We start from the raw sequence: 15,280 nt of genomic DNA, 5'->3' as shown, positions 1-15,280 counted from the left end.
GGATGGAACGGGCTGGAACGCCTGGGAGGTGGAGGAACAACCGCAACCCAGGAGGTCGACATGCAACGAACGCACGTGCGCCGGGCAGCCGGTGTGGTCGCGGCGGCGGTGATCGCCGGGGTGCTGGCCGCGCCGCAGCCGGCCAACGCCGACATCACGGTCGACTCAGCGGTCTGCCTGAGCAACGCCTCGGGCACCCTGACCTCGCCGGACCCGGTGATTCCGCCCGGGCCGAAGGACTTCTTCTCCTACCCCGTGCTCAACTGGCAGGCCACGATCCACACGACCTACTGCAGCCAGGCGGGCGCCGCCCTGTACCTGGTGCGCAACGGCGAGCTCAGCAACCGGCTCAGCAACCCCGGGAGCGGCCGGGTGTTCGACCCGGCGCTGTACGTGCTGCGGGTGACGACGCTGGTCGGCTCGAAGGACGTCGCGTCGATCAGGGTCATCCAGGGCTGAGCGCTGCCCGGCCAGGCCGGCGGCCCGGGCTCATGGCCGCACCGACTGGGCCGAGGCGCGCCGATGCGTGCGGTGCCGGCGGCGGTGTCCACGTGACTCCGCGGGTCGCAGTCGCTCGGGGAGACGGCGGTCGGTCAGAGTGCGGCGGCCACGGCGGCGCGGAGCTCCGGGAGCCGGCCGTGCAGCAGGCCCGGGCACTCGGTGACGTTGAAGTCCTTGTGGCCGTAGATCTCCGCGGCCGGGATGGCGTACTGCCGGCACGTGAACGCGCAGAACGCGACCAGACTGTTCCACAGGGCGGCCGGGGGCTGCTCGGTCAGGTAGGTGCCCTCGTTCTCGATGCCGATGGCCTGGTCGTTCTGGCCCTTGCAGTGCGAGCCCTGGACCATGGTCTGGCCGTGCAGCAGCGCGTACAGGCTGCCGTTGCGCCCCTCGGTCAGCCAGCCGCCGCGGCTGTTGGTGAAGTGCTGGCCGCTGTCGAGCCAGCCGTTCCCATCCATGTGCAGGTCCTGGATGTCGCGGGAGTTCTGGAACGCGTGCGCCTGGGAGTAGTCGGTGGAGTTGGCCATCGCGGTGTGGTGCACGATGATCTTGTTTGGCCGGTACTGGTCGATGGTGAGCGGGCGGGACGGCGGCCGCGCGCCCCAGCTGCCGCAGTTGGCGATCGAGGGCTGTTCGACCGCGGCGGACGCCGGGTCGGCGGGGCCGAGCAGCGCCGCGGCGCCGCCGAGCAGGACGGCGCCGCGCAGGACGCCGCGACGGGTGATGTGGGCCATGAGCGCCTCCCGGTGCCAAGTTTCACTGCGCATAGAAGTTTGTAAACTTCTTGCAGCGGGGCACGCTACACCTGCTCAGGGCTGTATGTCTATCGATCCGAGTCACTGTAGTTTTCTCGCAGAGTTCGACGGACGCCTATTGAAAGTTTCCGACGATCGTGAGCTAATCGGCGAAGCTATCTGCCAAACCCGGAGCACACCCCCTCGAAGGAGGCGCACCGTGTCCAAACGACGGCTCGGCGCACTGGCAGTCCTGTCCCTGGCGGCCGCCCTGGTCACCACCGCCCTGATCGGCAATCCGGCCTCGGCCGCCGCCGTGACCTACGGCCAGGACGTCTCTGGTCACCAGGGCAACGTCAACTGGTCGGCGCAGTGGAGCGCCGGCTCCCGGTTCGCGTACATCAAGGCCACCGAGGGCACGTACTACACCAACCCCTACTTCGCCCAGCAGTACAACGGCTCGTACAACGTCGGCATGATCCGCGGCTCCTACCACTTCGCCATCCCGAACGGCGGCGGCGGCGCGGCCCAGGCCGACTACTTCGTCGCCCACGGCGGCGGCTGGTCCAAGGACGGCAGGACCCTGCCCGGCGCCCTGGACATCGAATACAACCCGTACGGCGCCACCTGCTACGGGCTGTCGCAGTCGGGCATGGTCAGCTGGATCCGGGCGTTCCTGAACCAGTACCACACCCGCACCGGTCGCTGGGCCACCATCTACACGACCACGGACTGGTGGGTCACCTGCACCGGCAACTACAGCGGCTTCTGGGCCAACTCGCCGCTGTGGCTCGCCCGCTACAGCAGCACCCCCGGCACGCTGCCGGCGGGCGCGCCGACGTGGTCGTTCTGGCAGTACTCCAGCACCGGCCCGTTCGCCGGCGACTCCAACCAGTGGAACGGGGCGCTGGACCGGCTCAAGGTGCTCGCCTGCAACGGCCCCTGCTGACCGCGGCTGACCGAATCTGATCGGAGAACACCGCCCCGGGACGAGCACCCGGGGCGGTGTTCTGTGGTCCGAACAGAAATCAACAGTCAACCTGCTTATTGACAAGAATCTTTCCAGTCCGCCACGATGCTGAGAGCGCTCTCACGTCCGCCAACGCGAGGCGCAGGCATATCGCTGTCCGCCCCCGGCGGCTTCCCTTCGACGAAGGGTCATCCTCGTGGAAACTGCACAGATCAAACACAGTCGCACACGGCGACTGCCACTGCTGATCGGCGCCGCCGCGGCCGTGCTGCTGGCCGCCACGGTCACCGCACTGCCCCAGGCCGGTGCGTCGGTGCCCCCGACGCCCAGCGGCTGGACCCAGGTCTTCGCCGACGACTTCAACGGATCCGCCAACACCGGCGTCAACACCGGCAACTGGCTCTACGACCTCGGCCACGGTTACCCCGGCGGCGCGGGCAACTGGGGCACCGGCGAGATCGAGAACATGACGAACAGCACCCAGAACGTCTACCTCGACGGCGGCGGCAACCTCAACATCAGGCCGCTCCGCGACGGGGCCGGCAACTGGACCAGCGGCCGCATCGAGACGCAGCGCACCAACCTCGCCGCCCCGGCGGGTGGCAAGCTGCGGGTCGAGGCCCGCATCCAGCAGCCGAACGTCAACACCGCCAACGGCGCAGGTTACTGGCCCGCGTTCTGGATGCTGGGCGCGGCGGCGCGCGGCACCGGCGCGACCGGCTGGCCCGGCATCGGCGAGATCGACATCCTCGAGAACATCAACGGCCGGCCCTCCGTGTTCGGCGCCCTGCACTGCGGCACCAACCCGGGCGGCCCGTGCAACGAGACCACCGGCATCGGCAGCGGCGAGCGCGCCTGCGGCGGCTGCAACACCGGCTTCCACACCTACGCCGTGGAGCAGGACCGCAGCACGTCGCCGGAGCAGATCCGCTGGTACCTGGACGGCAACAACTTCTTCACGATCAACGCCAACCAGGTCGACGCGAACACCTGGAACAACGCCACGCACCACGGCTTCTTCATCATCCTCAACGTGGCGATCGGCGGCGGCTTCCCGGCCGCGTTCGGTGGCGGCCCCTTCGCCTCCACCGTCTCCGGCGCGCCGATGGTCATCGACTACGTGGCCGCGTACACCAGCGGCGGTGGCGGCGGCAACCCGACCACGCCGCCGCCCACGACCGGCAAGGCCGTGAAGGGCCCCGGCGGCCTCTGCCTTGACGTCCGCTCCTCCAACAGCGCCAACGGCACCCCGGTGCAGATCTGGACCTGCAACGGCACCGGCGCGCAACAGTGGACCTACGTCGAGGCGGGCAGCACCCTGCGCGCGTTCGGCAAGTGCCTGGACATCCCCGGCGGCGCCACCGCCAACGGCACGAAGCTGCAGATCTGGGACTGCAACAGCACCGGCGCCCAGGTGTTCATCCGCCAGTCCAGCGGCCGGTACTACAACCCGCAGTCGAACAAGTGCCTCGACGACCCCGCGGGGTCGACGACGCCGGGCACCCAGGTCCAGATCTGGGACTGCAACACCTCCGCCGCGCAGCAGTGGACCCTGCCGCAGTAGTACAACGGCCCGCAGCTGTCGTCCCCTCCGGGCGGCAGCTGCGGGCCCGCTGTGCCGCGGCCGCTGCATTGCGGGTGGTTCCGTGCGGCGGTCATGGGGTGATGACGACCTTGAGTCCGGCCCGTCCGACCGCCGTGCGGAACGCCTCGGCCGCCTCCGTGAGTGGGAAGCGGTGGGTGACGAGTGAGGTGACGTCGACCCGGCCGCGTCGGACCAGGTCGATCGCGCGGGGGTAGGCGTGGTTCATCCGGCGGCACATCGCGAAGGTGAGTCCCTTGCGCCGGGCCGTGCCGGCCGGGAACGTGGTCCGGTCCTCGTCCGGAATCCCGACCAGGACCACCCGGCCGCCGGGGCGGGCCGCGGACACCGCCGCGTGGACGGCCTCGTCGTTGCCGGCCACCTCGAACACGACGTCGGCATCGGCGCCGTCGAGGGCGGCCGGGGCGCCCGACGGCACCGCCTCGTCCGCGCCGAAGCCCCGCGCGGCCTCGGCGCGGTGCGCCAGCGGATCCATCGCGACCACCCGGGCGGCGCCGGCGAACCGGGCCAGCTGGACCAGCAGCAGGCCGATCGGCCCGCAGCCGACCACCGCGACCGAGCCGCCGAGGCGCAGGTGCCCGAGGTCGAAGGCGTGCAGCGCGACCCCGAGCGGTTCGAGCATCGCGCCGTCGGTGTCGGTGAGGCCGTCCGGCAACGGGTGCAGCAGCTCGGTCGGCCACACCATCCACTCGCGCAGGGCGCCGTCGAGCTCACCGTGGCCGGAGAAGCGGACCGCCGGGCACAGGTTGCCGAAGCCCTCCCGGCAGCGGGCGCATCGGCCGCAGGGGATGGCCGGGTCCACCGCGACGCGATGGCCGTGCAGCGGGCCGCCGTGCACCACGCCGGCGAACTCGTGGCCCGGCACCACCGGCCGCCGCAGCTGCGCGTCGCCGATCCCGCCGTGGGTGAACCAGTGCAGGTCAGAGCCGCAGATCCCGACGGCGGTCACCCGCACCAGGCTCATGCCGTCGGCGGGGACGGGTCGCGGCTCCGCGCCGCCGCGCAGGTCGCCGATGCCGTGCAGCCGCATCACAAAGCCGTCGTCGGTCATGCCGTGATTGTCCGTCACCGGCTCGGCCTGCGGCACCACGAACCCGGCGATCCGTCCAGCCGTGCAACTTCGACGCACTTCGATGTTAATGTCCCGTACGGCGGCGGCGCGGACACGGTCCTCCCGCCGACTTCGTTGCGCACCGCAGCACGATCAGCGTGCGTCGGCCCCGAGGAGAGGTCCATGCCTGATTCGTCCCCCGAACGACCCTCGATCACGCGAGCCGCCCTCACCCGTCGCGGCGTGCTGTACGGCCTGGGCGCCGGCGGGGTGAGCCTGGTGCCGCTGCTGGGCGCCGGCACCGCGGCCGCGGCGGTGCCGGCGGTCCTGCCGACCCGCGCCGCCATCCTGACCGTCGCCCGCCGGGTCAACGACCACTGGATCGGCGCGAACAGCAACCCCGGCAACAACCAGTGGGCCCGGGCGACCTACTTCAGCGGCAACATGGCGCTCTACCGGGCGACGGCGGACAGCCGGTACCTCTCCTACACCAGAAGCTGGGCGCAGGCCGCCAACTACGGCCTCAACGGCGGGACCTCGACGCGGCACGCCGACAACCACTGCGCCGGCCAGGTCTACTACGACCTGCACGACGTGGAGCCCGAGCCTGCCAAGCTCGCCGCCGTCAACGAGTCGATCCGGCTGATGGTCTACGGCAGCCAGGCGAGCAAGGTCAACGACTGGACGTGGGTCGACGCCCTGCACATGGCGATGCCGGTGTTCGCCAGGGTCGCCGCCTACCGCGGCGACGACGCGTATCTCACCAAACTGTACGCGTTGTACACGTACACCAAGAAGACGTTGAAGCTGTACGACTACACCGCCGAACTGTGGTATCGCGACGGCGGGTTCACGCCGCCCAACGGGGCCAAGTCACCGTCGGGCAAGCCGGTGTTCTGGTCCCGCGGCGACGGCTGGGCCATTGCCGCACACGCCAAGACGTTGGGCCTGCTCAGCGCGGGGGAGAACCGGTGGCCCGAGTACCGGTACAACATCCAGGGCGTCGCGCGCTCGCTGTTGAAGACCCAGCGCGCGGACGGCTTCTGGAACGTCAACCTCGGCGATCCGCAGCACCTCCCGGGGCCGGAGACCAGCGGCACCGCGATGTTCGCCTTCGGCCTCGCCTACGGCATCCGCACCGGCGTGCTCGACCGCGCCACCTACCTCCCGGTCGCCGCCCGGGCCTGGAACGCGATGGTCGCCACGGCCGTGCACGCCGACGGCTTCCTGGGCTACGTGCAGGGTGTCGGTTACCGGCCGGAGTCCAGCCAGCCCGTCACCACCGACACCACCGCCGACTTCGGTGTCGGCGCCTTCCTCCTGGCCGCCGCCGAGCTGGCCAAGCTCGCGGCGTAACCCCTGGTGCGCCGGACGTCACTTGACGGTGTCGACGTTGGCCTTGGTGATCAGCTCGGTGCCCGTGTCGATCTTCGGCTGGACGGGACGGCCGCGGGCGGCGGAGGCCGCGGCCTCGGCGCTCATCGTGCCCATGCGCGCGGGGAACTGGGCGACGGAGCCGGCCTGCTCGCCGGCCCTGATCGCGACCAGTTCCTCGGCGCTGGCGTCGAAGCCGAGCAGGGTGATGGACTGCAGCCGGTTCGCCGCCTTGATCGCGTCCAGCGCGCCGGCGGACGGCGGGCCGCAGGCGCTGTAGATCGCGGTCACCTCCGGATGGGTGGCCAGGACGTCCTGGGCGGCGTTGAACCCCTTGGTCTTGTCGCAGTCGGTGGCGACCTCGGTGACGATGTCGTAGTCGGTGCCGAGGGCGGCCTTCATGCCGGCGACGCGGTCGTCCAGCGACGGGTTGCCGAGCCGGCCCTGCAGCACGGCCAGGGACGCGCCGGGCCGGAGCTGCTTGGCGAGCCAGGTGCCGGCGAGCCGGCCGCCGGCCAGGTTGTCGGTGGCGACGACCGACGACTTGCCGGTCCAGCCGGGGATGTCGTTGTCGACCAGCACGACCTTGATGCCGCGGGCGACGGCCCTGTCCAGCGCGCTCTGGACGTTGGGGCTGGTCGGCGTGATCGCGATCGCGTCGACGTGCTGCGCGATCATGTCCTCGATGAAGCCGATCGCGCTCTCGTCGTCGGTCCCGCTCTTGCCCTGTCCGTAGACGACCTCGACGTCGGCATGATCGGCGTCATACTGGCGGGCGGCGCCGACCATCGTGTCGTAGAAGTCGCCGGGGAACTTCGTGATGAACCCGATCTTCACCGAGCGCGACGTCGCCGGGCGGTCCTCCACACTCTGGGTGCACGCCGCCGGCGTCAGCAGCAGCAGTGACCCGAGCGCGCAGCCGACAGTTTCCCTCACGCCTCGCATGCCTGTTTTCTAACACGGCGCCGCCGGCCGGATCGGCGCCGACAACCGGTTCGCTCCCGACTGGCAACCCATGGCCGGTCGCCGGTTCACGCGGCGTGGGCCGGCTCGGCGAACCGCCGGGCCAGGCGGTCGACGTGCCGCAGCGCCTCGTCGGCGGGCGCGGGCCCGGCCAGGTGGTGGCCCTGCGCGTAGGGGCAGCCGAGACGACGGAGCCGGTCGAGCTGCGCGGCGGTCTCGACGCCCTCGGCGACCATCTGGATGCGCATCGCGCCGGCGAGGCTGACGATCATCGTGACGATCGCCTCGGCGCCGGCGTCCTCGCCGAGACCGGCGACGAACGAATGGTCGATCTTGATGACGCCGACCGGGAACCGGCGCAGGTACGACAGCGACGAGTATCCGGTGCCGAAGTCGTCGATCGCCAGGTGCACGCCGAACGCGCGGATCGCGTCGACGGTCGCCCGGGTGGCCGCGGTGTCGGCCATGATGGACGTCTCGGTGATCTCGAGCCAGAGCGCGTCGGGATCGAGGCCGGAGTCGGCGAGCGCGGCGGCGACGGAGTCCACGAAGTCCGGTTCGCCGAACTGCCGGCCGGACACGTTGACCCCGATGCTCAGTTCGGCGAGGTCGGGCCGGGCGGCCCGCCAGGCCGCGGCCTGGCGGCAGGCCCGGGTCAGCACGGCGGCGCCGAGCCTGCCGATCAGCCCGGTCTCCTCGGCCAGCTCGACGATCTGCCGGGCGTCGATCGGGCCGCGGTCCGGGTGATCCCACCGCACGAGCGCCTCGAAGGCGACCACGCGCCCGGCGAAGAGGTCCACGACCGGCTGGTAGTGCACCTCGATCCGGTCGTCGTCGAGGGCCCAGCGCAGGTCGCCCTGGATCGCCAGCTGCGACTCGATCGCGCGGTACATGTCCTCGTCGAAGACCTCGACGCGGCCGCGACCGCGCTCCTTGGCCTTGTACATCGCGACGTCCGCGTCGCGCAGGAGCTCATCGGGCGTCCAGCGGCGGGTGCCGTCGGCGAAGACGATGCCGACGCTGCCCCCGACGGTCACCTCGCGCTTCCCGCTCGGGACCGGGATCGCAATCGGGCGGCTCACCGCTTCGACGATGCGTTCGGCGACCAGGACCGCCTCGTCCGACCGGTCCAGGCCCTCGGCGATCACCAGGAACTCGTCGCCGGCGAGCCGGGCCGCCAGGTCGCCCGGGCGGATCGTGCCGGACAGCCGCTCGGCGACGGCGCGCAGGACCGCGTCGCCGGCGGCGTGGCCGAACGAGTCGTTGACGGCCTTGAACTTGTCGAGGTCGATGAAGAGCACCGCGATCGGGCGGCCGCCGTCGCGCTGGGCCCGCTCCAGCGCCTGATCGAGCCGCGTCAGGACGGAGGCCCGGTTGGGCAGGCCGGTGAGCGTGTCGTGGCTGGCCTGCCGGCCCAGCTTGCCGCTGGCGATCTCGGTCTTGGCGATGGTGTCGTTGACGGCCACGGCGACCAGCCCGATCTCGTCGCGGGTCTCGACGGTGACGCGCCGGGTCAGGTCCCCCTCGGCGACCGCGTGCAGGGTCGCCACGATCCGCCGGATCGGCGGCGCCACGGACAGGTAGAAGCCGATGAAGAGATACACCGCGAGCACGCAGGCGGCGCCGGTGCCGTACTGCACCCGCTCCGAACGCGCGGTCAGCGTCTCGACCCGCGTCTGCAGCAGCCGGTCCAGGGCGGTCGCGGAGTCGGTGGCGAAGTAGGTGGCCTCGGATCGCACGCTGTCGGCGCCGTTGGCGAACGCGGCGCCGACCCGGCGGTTGCCGACGGTGTCCTGCAGCTGCCGCACGAAGGCCGAGGTCACCACGTCGAGGCGGGCAAGGTGACCCTGGACCGTGTCGCGGACCGTGCCGTCGGCGGTGCGGTCCACGACGGTACGCCCGTCGCGCTTGAGTGCCTTGTGCGTGCTGGCGACCACGCCGTTGTACACCCCGAGCTCGATGAACGCGTCGGCGTCGGGTGTCAGGGTCCGCGAGTCCGCGTACGCCGCCCGGTCGGTGGCCCGGCCGACGGCGTCCAGCAGCGATGGCAGCTCTGCCTGGACGATCTGGACGAGGTAGTACGCGTCGAGGTCCGGGTCGTGGGTGAGACCGGACTGGTCGCCGACCTTCGTGATGAACGCCAGCAGCGCGTCGGCGGCCGAGTCGTACACCCGGATCCGGTCCAGCGGTTCGAGCGTCGACTGCCCGGCGGCCTCGATGGAGCGGCGAACCGACCGCCAGTCGGCGCTGGTGCCGAGCTGGTCGCCGAGCTGGCGGTCGAGCCGGTCGACGGCGGCCAGGTCGGCGCCGAGGTCCGGGCGGGCGACACCGTCGGACAGCACGACCTCGTGCCGGGCGCTGACCAGATGCGTGGTGAGGACCGTCAGCGGCCCGATGTACCTGATGCCCTGCCGCTCCAACGACGTCGAGCGGATGACCTGGGTCTGCTCGCCGACATACAGCAGGACCACCGACAACAGCGGCACGAGCAGCACCAGACCGACCACGACGAACTTCTGGGCGTACCGCAGGCGCCCGGTGAGCGAGGCCGCCGGCCGAAACGCGAGCGCTGCGACCCGACCGGCCGCGCGAGCGTGGACTGCCATGCGTTCTCCCTGCCGATCCCCGTCTGACGTGTTCGCAGCGGACATCGGCAGCGGACCGGGCGCATCAAGGATTCCCGCGCGTGCCCCCGTTCACCCACCCGGCTCGCCTTCGACCCTGGCGATGCGGGGCCGGCCGGTTGCCCGTCGCGGCCCCGGGCCGCCCGACCAGCTGGGCAGGCCGCGGCCGGTCCACAGTGGACGGCCGAGGTCCTGGCGCGCCGTGCCGTCGTGAGGTTCAGGCGGACGGTTCGCCCGACGAGGCCGACAGCACGGTGCGCAGCCATGCCTCCGAGGTGTTGACGTGCAGCAGGGCGGCGGCCTGGGCCAGGAGCTGGTCCCGGGAGCGCAGGGCCCGGTAGATCGACTCGTGCTCGCTGAGGGTGGCGTGCGAGGAGTTGCCCTCGATGAGCCCGCGCCAGACCCGGGCCCGCACGGTGCGGCTGGACAGGCCGTCGAGCAGGGAGGTCAGCGTCTCGTTGCCGGTGGCGGCGACGACCGTGCGGTGGAACGCGGTGTCGTACTGGATCAGCAGCTCGGCGTCGTCGGCGGCGCCGCGCATGTCGTCGAGGATCTTCTCGAGCTCGTCGAGGGCGGCGTCGGACATCCGCACGGTGGCGAGGCCGGTGGCCACCGGTTCGAGCATGCGGCGGACCTCCATCACCTCCAGCAGGGTGTCGTCGCGCAGCAGCTCGACGGCGAGCCCGACGCCTTCCAGCAGCAGCCGGGGCGCCAGGCTGGTGACGTAGGTGCCGTCGCCCCGGCGCACGTCCAAGACGCGGGCGGCCTCCAGCACCTTGACCGCCTCGCGCACCCCGCTGCGGGACAGCCCCATCTGGACCGAGAGCTGCTGCTCGGTGGGGAGCCGCGTGCCGGGCGGCAGCTCACCCGACTGGATCATGCTGCGGATTCGCGCGATGGCCTCGTCGGTCAGTGCCACGGACATCTCCTCGAAGCGGTGCTCAGCCAGTCATCGTAGCGATCCGTGTCCGTCGCCCGACAGTTCTCGATACGTGCGGCGATACATCAGACGAGTACGCCCCGCCGAGGTCTGCGCTGAACGGCAGGCGGCGCTTCGAGGGCAAAGTCATCAGATGTCTGCGGTGACGCACCGCTACCCGGGGATCAGGGCAGGCTGAGCACGATACGGTCGACCGACGGCGCGTGGCCGTCCGGGTTCGACACGGTGACGGTGTTGCCGCCCTTGCGCAGCTGCACCTTGAGCGTCGATCCGGTGCAGCACGCCGAGCTGCCGCTGAGCGTCACCGGCTGCGGGTCGCGGCCGGCGACGGTGACGACGGCGGTCCGGGTGCGTTCGTTGTCGATGTTCACGTGGAACAGCCGAAGGGTGTAGGTGCCGTCGGCCGGCACGGTGATGTTCTGGAAGCGCAGGAACCCGTCGCCGTCGCGGCTGCCCCAGTCGCCGATGTTGCGCACGATCGAGCCGCCCGACGCGCCGGGATACCGGTCCACCCACGCCGACCCGCCGAGCGTGTTGCCGGGCGCCTCGGCCTCGAACGTGACCGGCCCGAACTTCGGCGGTGAGGAGCGCGGCGGACCCGTCGGCGATGCGTCGGCCGGGGACCGGGACGCCGGCGACGGGGCGGGCGACGGCGACGGGGAGACCTGCGTCGCTTCGGTGCGCGAAGGACCCGGCACGGCCACGGACACGTCGGCGCTGAGGGTGCCGGTCGGGGGCGCGGCCCGGCGGTCGGGCCCGTGGTCGCCGAGAAACGCCGACGCCAGCAGGATCGACAGCAGCGACAGCACCGTGGCGACGCCGGCCACGAGCAGCCGCGGCCGCCAGGGCGCGAGCAGGCCGCGCAGCGCCGACGGTTCGCCGGAGGCGTGCCAGCCGTCGCGGTCCGGCGCCACCGGCCAGTCCGCCGCCTCGTCGGCGGGCCCGTCCACCCTCTCGCCCGGCGCTTCGTTCGCTGCTTCGTCCGCTGCTTCGTTCGCTTCCGCATCCGGCGTTTCCCGAGCCGGGACCGCGGCGACGTCCGGCGTCGCGCCGGTGGGGTCCGGCGCGGCCGGCACCTGCGATCCGACCTGAGGATGCTCGGGGTCGGGTGACGGCGCGTTGCCGGTGAGCCACGGTGGCACGCGCAGTGGTTCGGCGTCTCCGTCCGCAGCCGTCATGGACCACGAAGATAACGACACCGACCGGCCTTCGCCAGACGTACGGCGAATCGTGCCCGCCTGGGCCATTTCCGAACCGGACAGACAAGCCGCGGTCACCACGGCGCGAGGGTGTACGGCGCCGACTCCGCCCGCTCCCGTCGAGGCTGTCCGGAACCCGACATCGAGGCAGATGCCCGGCCACCGCGGGAGGCATGCTGAGGACCGTCGATGGCCTGCTCCTGCCATCCGATGGCAGGGCCCTGCCGTTGAGGGGACGCATGGGGGTGCGTGGTGGACGAACCGGAACCGGAACTGCTACGAGTCTTCATCTCCTACGCCCGTGTCGATCGTCACCTCGAAGTGCCGCTGCGCGACCGGCTGGACCGGACGCTGGCCAACGTCATCACGTGGTCGGACCGCGACATCGGCGCCGAAGAGGGCTTCGACGAGGCCATCGAGACCGCGGTGCTCGGCGCCGACGTGCTGCTGTTCGTGATGACCCAGGGCAGCGTCCGCGACGGTAGCGGCGCGCGCGACGAACTGGCCATGGCACACAAGCGCCGCATCCCTGTGTTCGTCCTGCGCTATGACAGCGAGGCCGAATTGCCGTACACCGTCTCACGCAACACGCCCATCGACTTCACCGCCGACCCCGAAGCCGGGTGGAACACCCTGGTGGCGCAGCTGGACCGGCTCGCCTCGCGCCAGCAGTACGTCGCCGACAAGGCCGAGCGGTTGCGCCAGGCGGAGGTCAAGGCCGCGGCGGCCCCGGACAGCGGTCGTGACCGGCACCTGGCCGCGGCCCACGACCTCCGGGTCCGGCAGGAGCAGGAGCAGCGCCGCGCCGAGCGGCCCGACGAGGCCCGCCGTGCGGTTCAGGCCTCGATCGACGCGGGCCTGGTCGAACGGCAGGCGCCGCCGGCACCGACCCGGGACCGGGCCGACACCGTCGTGGTGAACCCGGTGCCGGAGATCCCGCCGGTCGGATTCCGCGACCGGGTCGGGGAGCGCGACCGCCTGCTCGCTGCGCTGGCGGACCCGGCGGTCACGCTGGTGTCCGTCACCGGACCGGCGGGCATCGGCAAGACCGCGATGGTGACCCACCTGTCGAGCCGCCTCCAGCCGCCGGACCGGGGCTACGTCTACCTTTCCGGACACGGCTACCGGCGGGTCGACAGCGCGACGCTGCTGCACGACCTGGCCGCGGTGGTGACCGAGCTGCGGTCGGTCGACCTCACCGACCGGCTGGCCGAGCCCGTGCCGGTGCACGATCACCTCGACGCGGTCCTCACCGCGCTGGACGGCATCGGCGTCGTCATCGTGGTCGACAACGCCGACGACCTGTTCGACCGGCACGGCGAGTTGGCGAGCCGGGACCTGCGGGAGTTCCTCGCCGCGCTGGTGGCCGGCCGGGCCCGGCACCGGGTTCGCCTCGTCACCGTCACCGCCGTCGCGCCGGAGACCACGCTGCGCGACCTCACCGGAAAGGCCCGGCACGTCGCGCTCGCCGCGGGCCTGCCGTACGACGACGCGGTGGCGCTGCTGCGCTCCTTCGAGGACGCCGGCGGTCCAGTCCTTGCCGGCGCCACGGAGGACGAGCTGCGGTGGCTCCACGACGTCACGGAGGGCCGGCCGCGCACCCTGGAGCTGGCGTTCGGTGTCATGCGCTTCGAGCCGGACCGTCCGCTGTCCTGGCTGCTGCGGCAGATGGAGGGCGTCCCGTCGCAGGGGGTGGCCCAGCACCTGTTCGACCAGCTCTTCCAGCACCTGGACCGCAACGAGCAGATGGTCGTGCAGGCCCTGGCGGTCTTCGGCCAGCCGGTGCTGCCGTTCGAGGTCGGCTTCCTGCTGCAGGACCACGTGCCCGGCCTGCCGGGTCGCGAGATCCTCGCCTGGCTGCACGATCACCGGCTGATCCGCCGCGACGGCCGGCACTTCTACCTCCCGCCCACACCCGACGCCGAGCGGGCGCTCAGGACCCTCCCGCCGGGCCGGCCCGAGGACTGTGAACGGCAACCACTGCCGTACACCCGCACGGGGCTGCACTGCCGCGCCGCCGAGCACTTCGCCCGCCTGATACCGGAGTCGGTCACCCGCCTGGACGACCTGCGTCCGGTGTTCTCGGAGATCAAGCAGCGCATTGCCGCCGGCCAGTTCGGATTCGCCCTCCAGCGGATGACCGCCACCGACCGGCAGCACCTCACCGGGCGGGGACACAGCGACGCGCTCATCCCCTGGCGTGAGCAGCTCCTCGACCTGCTCACCGATCCCTATGAGCAGTCCCTCAACCTGTCGTTCCTGATGGCCGCCTATGAACAGCAGGACGACCACGGCGGCAACCTTGACGACCACTACGACCGGCTCCGCCGGGTAAGCTGGCTGCGCCGGACCCCGGACTACGTCACGGTCCTGCAGCAGGCGGCCGGCGCGGACCTCGACGCCGACCGGCTCGCCGCGGCGACGAACCAGTACCGCGCGGTCATCCGCTGGTGCCGGTCCTGCCGGTGGATGAACCTGCACGCGGTGGAGGCGGGCGCGTACAGCAGTCTCGGCATCTGCCTGGCGTGCACCGGTCGTTTCGATGACGCGCAGCGGCAGTTCGACCGGGCGGCCCGCTGCATCCGCCACCTGGACGGCACCAGGCGCAACGAGGCAGAGGCCCTGCGGCTGCTCAACCTCGGCTGGACGCTCGGCCAGCGGGGGCTGACCGACGACGCGCTGGCGACCATCCGCCTGGCCCGGGTGGAGGCCAGGAAGGCCGGCGACGCCCTGCAGGAGGGCAGGTGCCTGGAGTCGGAGGCGTCCACGCTCACCGACTGCGATCGGGGCGCGGAGGCGACGGCCCTGGCCGAGCAGGCCGCGGTGATCGCCGTCCGAGCCCGCAACGGCGCGTTGTTCCGCGAGGCCAACGTCACGCTCGGGCTCGCCCACCTGGCCCTCGGCAGTCCCGAGGACGCCGAGGCACCGGCCGATGCCGCGGCACGCCAGCCCCACCACCCGAAGGCGGTCGGTGCCCTGGGCCTGCAGGGGATCGTCGCGCTCCGGTTGGACCGGGTGGACAAGGCCCGCTCGGCCTTCGGCGACGCCTGCGCACTGGCCGTCGACCGCATCAAACGGGCGCCCCGGTCCTATCTGCTGCGCGACGCGCACGCGCTGGCGCTGTGCGGCCTGGCGCTCTGCGGCGACACGACCGCGCTGGACCGGGCCGTCGAGGCCTACGGCACGGCGCGCGACCTCACGATGGCCGGCGGCGCGGTGCGTCGCCGCCGGTTCCTGCTCGACCAGCTCGCGACGGTCGACCCCGACGGCAGGCTCGCGCCCGTCCGCCGGGTGGCGCTGGGCTGACCCCGCCGGTGTCGC

Annotated in this window: 11 protein-coding genes; 5 read left to right on the top strand and 6 right to left on the bottom strand. The window is 71.9% G+C overall.

Translation table 11 applies throughout. The annotated features are described in order from the left end of the window. The first annotated feature begins 60 nt into the window (after nucleotides 1-60). Nucleotides 61-459: a hypothetical protein gene (locus AB0K00_RS13415; protein ID WP_363519789.1), complete on the top strand. Its 399-nt coding sequence runs from the start codon at nucleotides 61-63 to the stop codon at nucleotides 457-459. Nucleotides 460-593: 134 nt separating this feature from the next. On the opposite strand, the gene AB0K00_RS13410 is transcribed toward AB0K00_RS13415, so the two are convergent. Continuing rightward, a complete protein-coding gene (locus tag AB0K00_RS13410) occupies nucleotides 594-1,235 on the bottom strand; it encodes a peptidoglycan recognition family protein (RefSeq protein ID WP_363519786.1) in 642 nt (213 codons plus the stop codon). A gap of 220 nt (nucleotides 1,236-1,455) precedes the next feature. Here AB0K00_RS13410 and AB0K00_RS13405 point away from each other — a divergent pair, with 220 nt between their 5' ends. After that, the gene (locus AB0K00_RS13405; RefSeq protein ID WP_363519784.1) at nucleotides 1,456-2,184 is read left to right on the top strand and encodes a lysozyme; all 729 of its coding nucleotides are present in this window, start codon (nucleotides 1,456-1,458) and stop codon (nucleotides 2,182-2,184) included. A gap of 217 nt (nucleotides 2,185-2,401) precedes the next feature. Beyond that, a complete protein-coding gene (locus AB0K00_RS13400) occupies nucleotides 2,402-3,769 on the top strand; it encodes a ricin-type beta-trefoil lectin domain protein (RefSeq protein WP_363519781.1) in 1,368 nt (455 codons plus the stop codon). A 91-nt stretch (nucleotides 3,770-3,860) separates the two neighbouring features. Here the strand turns inward: AB0K00_RS13400 and AB0K00_RS13395 are convergent, their stop codons facing one another. Continuing rightward, complete coding sequence (locus AB0K00_RS13395; protein ID WP_363519779.1) at nucleotides 3,861-4,859, bottom strand: alcohol dehydrogenase catalytic domain-containing protein; 999 nt, start codon at nucleotides 4,857-4,859, stop codon at nucleotides 3,861-3,863. 183 nt (nucleotides 4,860-5,042) lie between these two features. Here AB0K00_RS13395 and AB0K00_RS13390 point away from each other — a divergent pair, with 183 nt between their 5' ends. Further along, entirely contained in the window at nucleotides 5,043-6,215 is a 1,173-nt protein-coding gene (locus AB0K00_RS13390) for a glycoside hydrolase family 88 protein (protein ID WP_363519778.1), read from the top strand. Nucleotides 6,216-6,233: 18 nt separating this feature from the next. Here AB0K00_RS13390 and AB0K00_RS13385 read toward each other — a convergent pair whose 3' ends face one another. The 4 genes from AB0K00_RS13385 to AB0K00_RS13370 all read right to left on the bottom strand — a co-directional run bounded on the left by AB0K00_RS13385 (nucleotide 6,234) and on the right by AB0K00_RS13370 (nucleotide 11,938). Continuing rightward, nucleotides 6,234-7,169: a sugar ABC transporter substrate-binding protein gene (locus AB0K00_RS13385; protein WP_363519776.1), complete on the bottom strand. Its 936-nt coding sequence runs from the start codon at nucleotides 7,167-7,169 to the stop codon at nucleotides 6,234-6,236. Nucleotides 7,170-7,264: 95 nt separating this feature from the next. Next, nucleotides 7,265-9,802: an EAL domain-containing protein gene (locus tag AB0K00_RS13380; protein ID WP_363519773.1), complete on the bottom strand. Its 2,538-nt coding sequence runs from the start codon at nucleotides 9,800-9,802 to the stop codon at nucleotides 7,265-7,267. A gap of 235 nt (nucleotides 9,803-10,037) precedes the next feature. Continuing rightward, nucleotides 10,038-10,739, bottom strand: coding sequence for a FadR/GntR family transcriptional regulator (locus AB0K00_RS13375; RefSeq protein WP_363519771.1), 702 nt, complete (start codon nucleotides 10,737-10,739; stop codon nucleotides 10,038-10,040). A gap of 185 nt (nucleotides 10,740-10,924) precedes the next feature. After that, nucleotides 10,925-11,938: a hypothetical protein gene (locus AB0K00_RS13370; protein WP_363519768.1), complete on the bottom strand. Its 1,014-nt coding sequence runs from the start codon at nucleotides 11,936-11,938 to the stop codon at nucleotides 10,925-10,927. Between the two features lie 273 nt (nucleotides 11,939-12,211). Here AB0K00_RS13370 and AB0K00_RS13365 point away from each other — a divergent pair, with 273 nt between their 5' ends. Continuing rightward, nucleotides 12,212-15,265: a TIR domain-containing protein gene (locus tag AB0K00_RS13365; protein WP_363519765.1), complete on the top strand. Its 3,054-nt coding sequence runs from the start codon at nucleotides 12,212-12,214 to the stop codon at nucleotides 15,263-15,265. Nucleotides 15,266-15,280: the final 15 nt, after the last annotated feature.

Source organism: Dactylosporangium sp. NPDC049525, assembly GCF_040676755.1.
Lineage (GTDB): Bacteria > Actinomycetota > Actinomycetes > Mycobacteriales > Micromonosporaceae > Dactylosporangium.
Note: the sequence above shows the minus strand (reverse complement) of the source record. Positions and strands in the feature narration are given on the sequence as shown.